A 12,587-nucleotide genomic window follows, 5' to 3' on the forward strand; every position below is an offset into this window, starting at 1 on the left:
ATGTGAACTCCTAGTGAAATTAAGACAAATTATTTGACTTCTTTTACTTTTTGTAAATTGAAATAGAATACAACACTGTTAGTCGTATTATACACACCATACTCGGCATGATGGAGGTCTAAAATGTTTTTTACAATAGATAATCCGAGACCGGTACCTCCAGTGTGACGGCTACGCGATGCATCTAGACGATAGAAGCGATCCCAAATTTTTTCAAGACTTTCTTCAGGGATAGGGTTTCCTGTATTCTCGATTTCGACTTTTACGGTATCTTCTGCTTCTATAATGGAGACTTGTATTTTTTCTCCCTCTGGCGTATAACGGATTGCATTACTTAGTAAGTTCACAACTACTTGCTCAATGCGACTGCGATTTGCTTTAACAAGTATAGAAGAGTCTGCATCGATGTTCACTTGTAAATGTTTTTCTTCCATGCTAAATAATAATTTTGTGTAGACTTGTTGCGTTAATTCACCGATTGAGAACGTCGTCATATCTAGTTTGTAAGTACCAGATTCCAACTTTGCTAATTCTAACATTTCAACAATCAGCCTGTTCATATTTTCTGTTTCTTCTAAAATAACATCAGTATAATACGAAGTATCCTTACTAACACCATCTTTAATTCCTTCTGCAAAACTTCTAATTACACTTAGCGGTGTTTTTAATTCGTGTGATACGCCAGAAATGAATTCTTTTCTTGTTTTTTCTAATTGACGTTCACGTTCAATATCTTGTTGTAACTTTGTATTAGCAACATTTAATCGATCGATTCGATCTTTTAAATTTACAGATAATGTATTGATACTGCCAGAAAGCCCGCCAATTTCATCGTCAGCTGTAACGGGTAATTTCTCGCTGAAATCAAAATTAGCCATTTTTTTTGTAACACGATTTATTTTAATTAATGGCTTAACAATGATTTTTGAGTAGTAGAAGGATAACAAAATAATTACGAGAAACACGATGATTAAGGCATAGACATAATAATCTTTTAAAACGAGCATCGCTTCATTAACAGGCTGCAAAGATGCTATCGCAAAAGCGTATTCTGTAATCCTTCCATTTTCTATAATCGGTTTTACAAAGATACTATTTTTTATATTTTCTCCGCCATCTAATATGAAAGTACTTAATTGGTTCGAGTTAGAAGTTCCCTCTCTAATCATATCTGCAAAATATTGAACGGCTTGTAATGTTTCAATATCATTTGCAAGACGAACCTCCGCTTTGGATGGGAGCTGTAACTTAGTTATAACACCTGTAAAGACAATTCGAGTTGTAGATTTGTATCGGCTTGCAAGTCTGTTCTTAGAAGGGTTACCATTAATTGACTGAAAATCCGAATAGAAATGTTCGTTCTGCCATTGATTATAATTCGTTCCTAATTTTTGTGGTGTGATTATATTATTCTCTTGTACGACTCCATCAACATTGATTATTACATCTTTTTTTAAACCTAAATTTTCGAATTTATTATATTCTTCTGGTGTTAAAAGATTATTGAGTGGAATGGAATACTGTTTATTATTGTTGGGATTAAATACATCGATATAGTAATTGTTATCACTTTTAATAATACCGTTAGAATCCAAAAACTGCATATCGGCATTTGTTTTATCATGAAATTCTTGTTTTAGTTTTCTAACCTGCTCATAACTTTTATCACTTTTATCATAATTATCTACGAATTTTTCAAAAGCAGTTTGGACTGTTTTTACTTTCTTATTAATATAAAATTTCTCTAAAAATAGAGATTGTCCTAGGAAAAAAAGTAGGAATATGATTGTAAATAAAGTGGATGTTAATAAAAATAGTTTAAAGACGATACTTCTGTTTTTCACTGCGTCACCTCTTATGAGAAATACTGTAAATGATTTCTTTATCCCGCTTTAACGGGCAATAAGACTCCCACTTCAAAATTCGGCGAATACAAGGGAGTTAGGCGGGAGATCAATTGCCCGTAAAATCCGATTGGTTCAACTAATAATCAGTGGGGGATGGAAAAAACCTCCACTGATTAAAGTTTCACTTCATTATAACAAACGTTACAAGAAAGTAGAGGGGAGAAATCTGTCTCTTTATAAAGTAGTTATTTATAAAAAGTCACATAAAAAGAACTCGCCAGACGTATGACAAGTTCTTTAGTGTATTATTGTTGAATTGCTGCATCTAAAGAGATTTCAATCATTTCGTTAAATGTAGTTTGACGCTCTTCAGATGTTGTTTCTTCGCCAGTGAAGATGTGATCGCTAACTGTTAATACAGATAATGCATTTACACCGTATTTCGCTGCTAATGTGTAAAGAGCAGTTGTTTCCATTTCTACTGCTAATACACCGTAATCTCCAAGTTTTTTAACCATGTCCATGCTTTCACGATAAAACACATCTGCTGTTAAAACGTTACCGACACGAACGTGTAATCCTTTTTCAGTTCCAGCATCATAAGCTTTCTTTAAAAGGTCAAAGTTTGCAGCTGGTGCAAAATCAAATCCTGGGAATGTTAAACGGTTCATATTAGAATCAGTACAAGCCGTCATTGCGATAATAACATCACGAACTTTTACATCTTTTTGAATTGCACCGCAAGTTCCAACGCGAATTAAATTTTTAACTCCGTAGCTTTGGATTAATTCGTTTACATAAATAGAAATAGAAGGAACACCCATACCTGTACCTTGAACAGATACACGTTTTCCTTTATAAGTTCCAGTGAAACCTAACATACCACGCACATTATTATAGCAAGTAACGTCCTCTAGAAATGTTTCAGCGATATATTTTGCACGTAATGGATCACCAGGTAATAGAATAGATTCAGCGATTTCGCCTTGTTTTGCTTCGATATGTACACTCATAAAAAAGTCCTCCTTATAATGTATTGATAGAAATCAATATCATTTGCATTATACACTACGAATCCTTTCAATTAAAATCTTTTTATTATTTGTAATATGTACAAAATAGGAGGATTTCATAAATCATAATCTAGAATATATATCTTAAGAAGTTTTGTATGAATAGAGACAATAAAAATGGTAGGTGATGTTTTGAAAAATCTTGTCATTGGGCTTATTGCGTTAGTACTTATTGTGGCAGGAGGATTTTACATAAAAAAATATCAAGAAAACGAAGAGACTGTAGGAGATGTTCAGGAAGTAAAGTGGGATGTTTCAAATGGAAAGGGAAATGAGAAAGTAGATATTGTATTTCAGTTGTTAAACAACAAGAATAATGAAATTCGTGGTGTAAATGATCAAATGCGGGCAGTGATTGTAGATGGACAGTTAAAAAACATACAACAAATTAAACCCACATTTGCAGGGAACGGGTCATATAAGTTATCTTCCAAAATAGCGAAAGACGAAGAATATACAATATTTTTATACGAAGACAAAAATAAGTCCGTAGAGTCATTCGCTAGGAAGAATTTTGGTAGAACGAAAGAGGAGAACAATAAGAAAAAAGTGAAATTTCCAATCGACAGTGTACTTACAAAAAAAATAGGAGAGTATGAAGTTTCTCTTTTATTTGGCGCATTACATCCGAATGAACCAGTTACGTTAACATTTCAGTTTCAAGCGAAAAAGGGTGAAAAATTGAAATTGCATTCAGAGAGAGGAGAAGTAGAGTCACTCTATATAGTGGATGAAACGAAGGAGAATTTTTTATACGCTATGCCTGTAGATACGGATGAGCAATTACAATACCGAATTACATTTCCTGCCGAGGGCACGTATAAAATGTGGGGGAATTTCTATATAAATGGTAAGAAGTATGAAAAAGAATTTATTGTACAAGTTCAAAAAAGAAAAAACAGCTAAGAATTTAGCTGTTTTTTCTTTTTCCTATTAATTTTGTTACAGAGAGCATTGTAATTGGTAAAGAATGATTCTTCCTAAATGCTAAATATTTACCGCTCCATGCTGGTTTATATTTTTCTTTAAAATGTCGTAATCCGCTGAAACTATACGTATAACGAACGTTATTAAAGATTGCAGCAGCCACTCGTTCAGACCAGAAAGACTGTGTGGATAAACCAACATTTGAAAGTGGTGCCATACCGATATTAAAGGAGTGGTATTCATTTTCTTTTGCCCACTGGAATAAGTGGATGAAAATTGCGTCCATAATGCCGCTAGGCGCATCTGGATAATATCGCATTAAATCGACAGATAATGATCCGTTTTGATATACAGGCATGAATGTTGTGAATGCAATAATTTTTCCATCCGCATCAGATAATGTTGCGATAGGAGCGCGACTAATATATTCACGATCGAAGTATCCGAGTGAAAAACCTTTCTCTTTTTTTCCACCAAGCCATGCATCTGAAACTTTTCTTAACTCTTCATATAATTCGTCGGAGAAAGGTGGCTCATGAATAGAGAATGTATAGCCTTCTCTTTCAAAACGGTTGAAAGTAGCTCGCATGCCAGCGCGTTTCTTTCCTGTTATTGTAAAGGTATTTAAATCAACAACAGCTTCTTCACCAAGCTTAAAGAAGTTATAACCAAAATCGTGGTATAAACTCATCCATTTACTTTCAATTTGATAGAATACACAAATGTATCCAAATCGATCAGCCTCAGCTAAAAACTCTTGCAATACAGTACGATAGGAGGAAGGGGCCCCAATTGGATCACCCAGTACAATAAGTCGTTTTCCAGTTATTGAGAAGAGAATGAGTGCTTTTCCATCACTACTGAAAAAGAACTGTTTATCTCCTAAAAAACCTAAATGACTAAGTACATTTCCACCATGTTCATCTAAGAAGTTTTGTAATCGTTTATCATTAGCTGGTTGCCCGGGAAATTCATTTCGATAACGATTTGCAATGAGTGAACCAATTAGTAAAAAAGTAGGAACAAAAAAGGCAGCTGCTAATGCACTTCGTTTTACTTGTGTAATATTACGAACGACAAAATCAGGTTTGAAAGCTTCTTTTGCACCTGCAAATAAAATACCTAAGTTTTTATATAAATATAACGTTACAAGTAGGAATATAAAAACTTTTACGATATCGGAAAGTGAGACTTCCATTTTCTCACGTACAAACCTTTTACGAAGCATATACAATACAGCGAGTACGATTAATAAAATAAAAGTTTCTTCAACATCAATTCCTTTTAGTGTGTTAAAAATAGCCGCTCCAATTAAAGAAACAATCGTCATATAATAAGAACGTTTTGTTCCGTAATATATCCCCCGCGAAAGAATGAGGAGGAGAATACCGAATGTTAGCGATAAGCTAAAAGAAAATTGAATAAGATGTTTTGGAGCTAGAATATGTAAGGCGTGTGCCCGATTTATACTTGTCGGTAGAATGGTTGATAAAATAACCATTAAGCCAGCAAATACTGTTAAAGCAGCAGATGCCCAAGAACCTAACTTTCCTAGAAAGTCACGCTGCAAAGTCCATATAACACCAGTTGTCTCTAATGCAGGCGCAATAAAAGGTTTATCTTCAAACTTTTTAATGGCTACTCCTGTCATTTCAAAAGCTGCAAAAATGAGACCAAGGCAGAAGGGCAAGATGTAATAGACGAGACGATATAATAACATAGCAGGGAGTAAAACACCTGTATCGATGCCGTATTGCCCAAGCCCAGTTAAGAAGACAAGATCAAATGATCCAAGGCCACCAGGAACAAGACTAACGACACCAGCTAAAGCAGCAATAACATATACGCCTAAAAACTTTTGGAATTCGATTTCAATGCCAAATAATAGTAATATGACGTACATAACAATACCAGCAGATACCCATTCGACTAATGAAACTAATGAGTATAAAACAGTTGGGTTTTTCTCCTCTTCTTCTTGTTCCTCTGTTTGCGTCGCTTTTCTATTTTTTAATTTAGAAAATCCGATATATATAGGGACGAAAAGAGCGAAGAAGATAAGAACAGGCCATAGCCATGGTTTTTCATGCAAAATAAATCTCGTGTCTAATATTCCGATAAGACCAAGAAATGAAAGAATGGCTAATCCATTAATAAAGGCAGTTGTCATCCAAGCGATACTTTTAATAAGTTTTCCATTTTCTTTTATATATGGACGATAAAGCATTGTGCGTACGCCGGCTCCAACAAGACCACCAAACCCGATAAATCCATTTAAAGTATTAGCAATCCACGAGATACGGAAAATCTTTTGGACAGGAATATCAGCTTTTAAGTAACGAAGCATAACATAGTCATAAAAGAACATTGTTGATACAGCGAATGCACCAAGTGTAATTGCTAAAAAGACTCCTCCAGTTGGAATGTTTTTAATTGTATCAATCGCTTCTAAAAAAGAAATGCCCGCTAATTCTTTTTTTGCTTGAAAGAATACAATTGTTAATACAACAAATGGGAAGATAATTTTCCCGATTTGTAAGAAACGTTTCCATGAAAACGACATAAATACAACTCTCCTTGTATAAGAAAACTGAGACAATAATATTATTATGACAAACTTCAAGAAAAATAAAAAGGTAAAATCCTGTATAGGCGAGCTATTTTTTATATAGGTATATTTAAAAGAATATTTCGTTTATCGGAAAATTAAGTTAGAATAAAATGACAGAAAGGGGAGGGGAGTATATGATTATAAAAGGTTACGTAGGATATGAGTTAGAAAAAGCGAAACCTAATACATCAGAGGATTTTTTTAACAGATCTGAAGTGACATATATATTAAATGGTAAAGAGAAAACTTTTTCGGTTTTATACGTTCGATATTTTGAAGAAGTTTTACAAGAAATTACTCCTTTTGAAGGAAATCCAGTGTATAAAGTAGAAGAACAAAACATATATTTGCGCGATATTGTAGCGATATGTTGTTTAATGAAAGATAAGGAGCTTCGTGCGCAAAAACGTTTGTATTTAAATAATATGGAAGAATTTCAACAATATTTTGATGAGGGAACGGTGTCGAAAGTACAAGAAATATTGGCTGAATTACATAAAAATAAAAGAGTAGAAATAGCGTGAAATGGCAAAGGAGAGAGAAAAAATGTCTAATTTGATGGTTGAAAATCAAACAGAACAAGTTTCTATATTTTTAGAAGATGCTATTAATTTGATAACCAATTATGTAAATTATCATACGTTACCTTCTTTATTAGAGGAAACACCAGCAGGGAATGAGCGATATTATAAAGGGTTATTAGCATCAATGAGACGACTTCTCGTTTTTTGCGAAGAAGGACAGGATGCATGTTTTGTTTTGTTGAATAGCCAGCCATTTCGAAAAACAGCAGCTGAAAAAATTTTATATAAGATTTACCATCAAGTAATTGCAGAGTTTTTTTCACCGAAGAGTGATCATTGGTATGAAAATAGTCGGTCTGCATATACAGGGAAAAATTCTATCGTTTTTCAACAAACACCACCTGCATCTTTAGAGCAAGTGATGAAGAGTTTAGAAGGTAAATTTCAATTGATGCGTGAAGAACTAGAATATTATGAGACGGATTATCAGACAAAGATGTTACACAAATATTGATTGAGGAAAAGAAGCTAAGGTGACTTAGCTTCTTTTCCTTTTGTACAGTTATATAAGGGATTTTCATTGAATATAGTTAAGTGGATAGCATTAGGGAGGTGCAACATGAATCAGCAAGGTGTATTTACAGATTACTTTCATGAAGTAGAAAATTGGTGTGAAAGTGTTCTTCACGTATTAGATAGTCGCGCAATGGAAGTGTATGATGTCCATATGCTTGCTTATAAAATTCAGACGTTATTAGAGCGTATGAAAGAGCATGAGTATGAAACAGATGCAGAGTTTATGTATGAAATAAGCGATGATGTAGAACATATTCAGCATCACTTGCAGGAAGTATTTATGCAAGAAGAAGAGGAATATGAATTATATGAAAGAGGGGATAGTGAACGAGCTGTCCCAATTGGAGGACATACACTCCCGCCATTACCTTATCCATATAATGCGTTAGAACCGTATATTTCTAAAGAGATTATGATGTTACATCATGATAAACATCATCGGAGTTACGTGGAAGGATTAAATAAAGCAGAGAAGATGATGGAAGAAGCGAGAAAAACAAATAAATTTGATTTAATTAAGCATTGGGAAAGGGAAGCGGCTTTTCATGGGTCAGGTCATTACTTACACACGATATTTTGGAATAACATGAAAAAAGACGGTGGTGGAAGTCCAAGAGGAACTTTTTCACAACAAATTGAACAAGATTTTGGGAGCTTTTTACGTTTCCAAAAACATTTTACAGAAGCAGCCTCTAAAGTAGAAGGTTCAGGCTGGGCAATTCTCGTTTGGGTACCCCGGTCTGGAAGGTTAGAAATTTTGCAAAGTACACTTCATCAATTATTTACACAATGGGATACGATACCGCTCCTTGTACTAGATGTCTGGGAACATGCGTATTATTTACAATACCAAAATCGAAAAGATGAATATATTAAAAACTGGTGGAATGTTGTAAATTGGCCTGATGTAGAAAAAAGGTTTGAAACTGCGAAACAAATTGAATGGACACCATATTAGACGCAAATTCTCTGCGTCTTTTTTAATGGAAGTAGAAGGAAGATTTCGTTCATATTTTAAAAGGCCAAGCATACACTTGTACAAAAAGTGCCAAAAGGACGTGGGGGGAAATATGAGACGAATTTGTGTAATCATTACGCTTCTTATGATGTATGCAAGCGTTATGCCGATTCCTACATATGCAAAGATGAACAGCAATGTTAGTGCTCGAAATGCTGTATTAATGGAGCAACAGTCTGGTCGTGTATTATACGGAAAGGCAGAACATGAGCCTCAAAAAATTGCTAGTATAACAAAAATTATGACCGCCTTATTAGCTGCTGAATCAGGGAAGATGAAAGAAATGGTATCAGTTAGTAATGAAGCGGTGAGGGTGGAAGGATCGGCAATCTATTTAAAGCCTGGACAAAAAGTGAAGTTAGAAGATTTAGTATACGGACTCATGCTTAGATCTGGTAATGACGCAGCGCAAGTAATTGCTGAAAGTGTGGGTGGGAGTATAGATGGATTCGTATATTTAATGAATCAAAAAGCGAAAGAAATTGGAATGAAAGATACGCACTTCTCAAACCCTCATGGCTTAGATGGAGATGGATCACATTATTCGTCGGCTTACGATATGGCATTATTAACGAAATATGCAATGGGAAACGAGACATTTAAGAAAATCTTTGGAACCAAAACATATAAATCAGATTCTTGGGATTACCCATGGAAAAATAAACATAAGCTGGTAACGTCTTATTATGAATTTGCAACAGGGGGAAAAACAGGCTTTACGAAGAAAGCTGGGCGAACGCTTGTTACAACGGCATCAAAAGGTGGACTAGATTTAATTGTCGTAACTTTGAGTGCCTCTAGTGATTGGGATGATCATATGAATTTGTTTGATAAAGGTTTTGACCGTTTCAAACAAACGAAAGTTTTAGGACAAGGAGCAATTGCTGAAATAAATGAAAAGAAGTATGCCAACCATGTTTATACGAAAAATAGTTTTTCGGTACCGTTAACTGAAGAAGAAAAAAAGAACGTAGTATTAAAAGTTGAACTCGATAAAAGTACAAAACTTACGGATGGAGTAAAGGTTGGGAAGACAGACATTTATGTTGGTAATGAAAAAGTTGGAGAACGGAATTTATTTTATAGTAAACGAAAGTTAGTAGCTACAACGGGACTTTACTGGAATAATGTGAAAGAAATTTTTTCTTACATGATAGGTGTTGGGAACGATGGTTAATCTCGTATGGGTAGCGATGGCTGTCATTGGGATTGTATACGCCATGATAAATGGAACGATGGAAGAAGTGAATAAAGCTGTATTTGACGGAGCAAAAGATGCGGTAACGATTTGTATAGGACTTATTAGTGTTTTAGTATTTTGGCTCGGTTTAATGAAAATTGCAGAGGAAGCCGGATTGTTAAAAAAATTAGTTACACTTTTTATGCCGATAGTAAAAAGGTTGTTTCCAGAAATACCAAAGGATCATCCGTCTATGGGATTTATTCTATCAAATATGATGGCAAACTTTTTTGGTCTAGGTAATGCAGCGACCCCTCTTGGTATTAAAGCGATGGAACAACTGAAAGAGTTAAATGGAGGAAAGGATTCGGCGAGCCGTTCTATGGTGACGTTTCTAGCATTAAATACATCAGCTATTACATTAATTCCTACGACAGTCATTTCCATTCGAATGACGTATGAATCAGCGAATCCTACTGAAATTGTTGGGGTAACATTTATTGCACAAGTACTTTCTATGATTGGGGCAATTTGGATTGACCGCTATTTTTACCGAAGAAGGAGTAGAAAGGGGCGGAAAAAATGAGCATTGTAAATACAATTTCCTTATGGGTAATCCCTTGTGTAATTGGTTTTATCCTTTTATATGGCACAATAAAGAAAGTGCCGACGTATGAATCGTTCGTTGAGGGAGGAAAAGAAGGGATTCAAATTGCAATTTCCATCTTACCGTTTATGGTTGGAATGCTTGTGTCTATTTCTATATTCCGGTCTTCAGGTGCGTTAGATGCAATGATATCGGTAATGAAGCCAATGTTAGATTTGATCCATGTTCCAGCAGAAATTGTACCCTTAGCACTTATACGCCCTATTTCAGGATCTGCTGGTTTAAGTATTACGACCGATTTAATTGCAACATATGGGCCAGATTCGTTTATTGGGAGATTGGCTTCTACGATGCAAGGGAGCACAGATACGACTTTCTATATTTTAACTGTATATTTTGGAGCGGTTGGGATTAGAAAAATGGGGGATGCACTAAAAGTAGGGCTTTTTGCAGATTTAATCGGGATTATATGCTCAATTGTGTTCGTTTCTTTATTGTTTCAGTAATACTATTCATTTTTTACGCTATTTCGCTTATAATACGTATACGACCACTATTAAGGTGTAGCTTAATAGTGGTTTTTTTATGTGGTATTTTTGACAAAATGATGAACTTTTATTGTGAGAAATATGAAAAATATGGACAATAATAAAGGGTAAAAACATGATTTGACCTTTATATGTTTATTATCATCGCTATGTTGTTTAAGTAAGATGAAGCGAATAGCCGTAAAGCGTATGCGGTTGCCAAGTCTTTCTAATGTAAGGTAAGATAAATTCGAGGTGAAAAAAAGAAATGGAACGATTACAAAAAGTGATTGCGCAAGCAGGTATTGCATCGAGAAGAAAGGCTGAGGAATTAATTCAGCAAGGAAAAGTGAAAGTTAATGGAAAAATAGTGAAAGAGTTAGGGACAAAAGTAACTCCTCAAGATAAAGTAGAAGTAAATAATATCCCTCTTGAAAAAGAAGAACCTGTTTATTTTTTACTATATAAACCAACTGGCGTAATTTCAAGTGTATCAGACGATAAAGGAAGAAGTGTTGTAACGGACTTTTTCCCGGAAATTACACAACGTTTATTCCCAATCGGACGCTTAGATTATGATACGTCTGGCGTATTATTAATGACAAACGATGGGGACTTCGCAAACGTATTAATGCATCCTAGATATAAAGTTGAAAAAACATATGTTGCAAAAATAAAAGGGCCATTAACAGGTGAGAAAATTCGCATGTTAGAACGCGGTGTTACGTTAGAAGACGGTAAAACAGCACCAGCACGTGTGAAAATTATTTCTTGGGACAAGCGTAAAGAGATGGCTATTGTACAATTAACAATTCATGAAGGACGTAATCGTCAAGTACGTCGTATGTTTGAAGCGTTAGACTGTAAAGTAGTGAAATTAAAACGTGAACGTTATGCTTTCTTAGAAGTAGGAAGCCTGCGACCTGGTGATGCGAGAGAATTGACACCACATGAGGTGAAACAATTACGCGCGCTTGCTTCTACAAAGCCAAGATAAGCTATAGAGTTAAAAATTCACCAGTGGAGTGCTCTGCTGGTGATTTATTCAATACAACATTTACAGAAGATAATACATAACACTTGCCGAGGAGAGGAGAGGTAATATGAAGAAAAATCGCTTATTATTTCGCGTTATTATTCTACTCATTTTATGTGGTGCTGTAGGATTTACCCTTTATCAAGGATTCTTTGCTAATAAAGAGAAAATGCAAATCGGAAAAGAAGCACCTAACTTTATTGTGACGGATTTAGAAGGAAAGAAAATTGAACTAAAAGATTTAAAGGGAAAAGGTGTATTTTTAAACTTTTGGGGCACGTGGTGTAAACCTTGTGAAAAAGAAATGCCTTATATGAATGAATTATATCCAAAGTATAAAGAAAAAGGCGTTGAAATCATAGCGTTAGATGCAGATGAAACGGATATTGCAGTAAAGAACTTTGTGAACCAATATGGTTTGAAATTCCCAGTTGCCATTGATAAAGGACAAAAGATTATAGGAACATATGGAGTAGGTCCTTTACCGACAAGCTTTTTGATTGATAAAGATGGAAAAGTAGTGGAGCAAATTATAGGGGAACAAACGAAAGAACAGTTAGAAGGGTATTTAAAGAAAATTACTCCGTAATAAAGAAAGCCTTTACATAAGGGGTGCGTGTTTATAGTGCCTCTGGTTTAAAAATTCTGAGTATTGCGGTAA

General features: G+C 34.8%; 12 protein-coding genes. 9 read left to right on the forward strand and 3 right to left on the reverse strand.

Annotation, left to right across the window (positions count from 1 at the left end; all coding sequences use genetic code 11):
* Positions 1-29: 29 nt before the first annotated feature.
* Together DN399_RS07210 and deoD are read right to left on the reverse strand one after the other, a co-directional pair.
* On the reverse strand, positions 30-1,844 hold the full coding sequence (locus DN399_RS07210) for a sensor histidine kinase (protein ID WP_000797518.1): 1,815 nt from the start codon (positions 1,842-1,844) through the stop codon (positions 30-32).
* A 308-nt stretch (positions 1,845-2,152) separates the two neighbouring features.
* On the reverse strand, positions 2,153-2,860 hold the full coding sequence (gene deoD / locus DN399_RS07220; RefSeq protein WP_006924467.1) for a purine-nucleoside phosphorylase: 708 nt from the start codon (positions 2,858-2,860) through the stop codon (positions 2,153-2,155).
* Positions 2,861-3,037: 177 nt separating this feature from the next.
* Here deoD and DN399_RS07225 point away from each other — a divergent pair, with 177 nt between their 5' ends.
* The gene (locus DN399_RS07225; protein WP_000232610.1) at positions 3,038-3,826 is read left to right on the forward strand and encodes a hypothetical protein; all 789 of its coding nucleotides are present in this window, start codon (positions 3,038-3,040) and stop codon (positions 3,824-3,826) included.
* A 4-nt stretch (positions 3,827-3,830) separates the two neighbouring features.
* On the opposite strand, the gene mprF is transcribed toward DN399_RS07225, so the two are convergent.
* Positions 3,831-6,410, reverse strand: coding sequence for a bifunctional lysylphosphatidylglycerol flippase/synthetase MprF (mprF, locus tag DN399_RS07230; protein ID WP_000010845.1), 2,580 nt, complete (start codon positions 6,408-6,410; stop codon positions 3,831-3,833).
* Positions 6,411-6,592: 182 nt separating this feature from the next.
* Here mprF and DN399_RS07235 point away from each other — a divergent pair, with 182 nt between their 5' ends.
* From DN399_RS07235 to resA, 8 genes are all read left to right on the forward strand, one after another.
* Positions 6,593-6,982: a hypothetical protein gene (locus DN399_RS07235; protein WP_000584362.1), complete on the forward strand. Its 390-nt coding sequence runs from the start codon at positions 6,593-6,595 to the stop codon at positions 6,980-6,982.
* 22 nt (positions 6,983-7,004) lie between these two features.
* A complete protein-coding gene (locus DN399_RS07240) occupies positions 7,005-7,496 on the forward strand; it encodes a YpuI family protein (protein ID WP_000067557.1) in 492 nt (163 codons plus the stop codon).
* A gap of 105 nt (positions 7,497-7,601) precedes the next feature.
* Entirely contained in the window at positions 7,602-8,516 is a 915-nt protein-coding gene (locus DN399_RS07245) for a superoxide dismutase (RefSeq protein WP_001075741.1), read from the forward strand.
* A 112-nt stretch (positions 8,517-8,628) separates the two neighbouring features.
* The gene (gene dacB, locus DN399_RS07250; protein WP_001252638.1) at positions 8,629-9,753 is read left to right on the forward strand and encodes a D-alanyl-D-alanine carboxypeptidase DacB; all 1,125 of its coding nucleotides are present in this window, start codon (positions 8,629-8,631) and stop codon (positions 9,751-9,753) included.
* On the forward strand, positions 9,746-10,342 hold the full coding sequence (gene spmA / locus DN399_RS07255) for a spore maturation protein SpmA (protein WP_000247811.1): 597 nt from the start codon (positions 9,746-9,748) through the stop codon (positions 10,340-10,342). The genes dacB and spmA overlap by 8 nt, the downstream gene beginning before the upstream one ends.
* Entirely contained in the window at positions 10,339-10,869 is a 531-nt protein-coding gene (gene spmB, locus DN399_RS07260) for a spore maturation protein SpmB (protein WP_000029514.1), read from the forward strand. Before spmA ends, spmB begins: the two co-directional genes overlap by 4 nt.
* Positions 10,870-11,158: 289 nt before the next feature.
* Positions 11,159-11,887: a 23S rRNA pseudouridine(2605) synthase RluB gene (gene rluB, locus DN399_RS07265; RefSeq protein ID WP_000440556.1), complete on the forward strand. Its 729-nt coding sequence runs from the start codon at positions 11,159-11,161 to the stop codon at positions 11,885-11,887.
* Between the two features lie 106 nt (positions 11,888-11,993).
* Positions 11,994-12,515 (forward strand): thiol-disulfide oxidoreductase ResA, encoded by a 522-nt coding sequence (resA, locus tag DN399_RS07270; RefSeq protein ID WP_000742192.1) that lies wholly within the window; start codon positions 11,994-11,996, stop codon positions 12,513-12,515.
* The last annotated feature ends 72 nt before the right edge of the window (positions 12,516-12,587 follow it).

The sequence above is a fragment of the Bacillus sp. AR4-2 genome, assembly GCF_008274865.1.
Taxonomy (GTDB): Bacteria; Bacillota; Bacilli; order Bacillales; family Bacillaceae_G; genus Bacillus_A; species Bacillus_A cereus.

What these genes read in the sequence shown, in the direction of transcription:
- resA (WP_000742192.1), top strand. Translation starts at nt 11,994, where the DNA reads ATGAAGAAAAATCGCTTATTATTTCGCGTTATTATTCTACTCATTTTA.
- DN399_RS07240 (WP_000067557.1), top strand. Translation starts at nt 7,005, where the DNA reads ATGTCTAATTTGATGGTTGAAAATCAAACAGAACAAGTTTCTATATTT.
- DN399_RS07235 (WP_000584362.1), top strand. Translation starts at nt 6,593, where the DNA reads ATGATTATAAAAGGTTACGTAGGATATGAGTTAGAAAAAGCGAAACCT.
- spmA (WP_000247811.1), top strand. Translation starts at nt 9,746, where the DNA reads ATGGTTAATCTCGTATGGGTAGCGATGGCTGTCATTGGGATTGTATAC.
- DN399_RS07225 (WP_000232610.1), top strand. Translation starts at nt 3,038, where the DNA reads ATGGTAGGTGATGTTTTGAAAAATCTTGTCATTGGGCTTATTGCGTTA.
- dacB (WP_001252638.1), top strand. Translation starts at nt 8,629, where the DNA reads ATGAGACGAATTTGTGTAATCATTACGCTTCTTATGATGTATGCAAGC.
- rluB (WP_000440556.1), top strand. Translation starts at nt 11,159, where the DNA reads ATGGAACGATTACAAAAAGTGATTGCGCAAGCAGGTATTGCATCGAGA.
- DN399_RS07245 (WP_001075741.1), top strand. Translation starts at nt 7,602, where the DNA reads ATGAATCAGCAAGGTGTATTTACAGATTACTTTCATGAAGTAGAAAAT.
- deoD (WP_006924467.1), bottom strand. Translation starts at nt 2,860, where the DNA reads ATGAGTGTACATATCGAAGCAAAACAAGGCGAAATCGCTGAATCTATT.
- spmB (WP_000029514.1), top strand. Translation starts at nt 10,339, where the DNA reads ATGAGCATTGTAAATACAATTTCCTTATGGGTAATCCCTTGTGTAATT.
- mprF (WP_000010845.1), bottom strand. Translation starts at nt 6,410, where the DNA reads ATGTCGTTTTCATGGAAACGTTTCTTACAAATCGGGAAAATTATCTTC.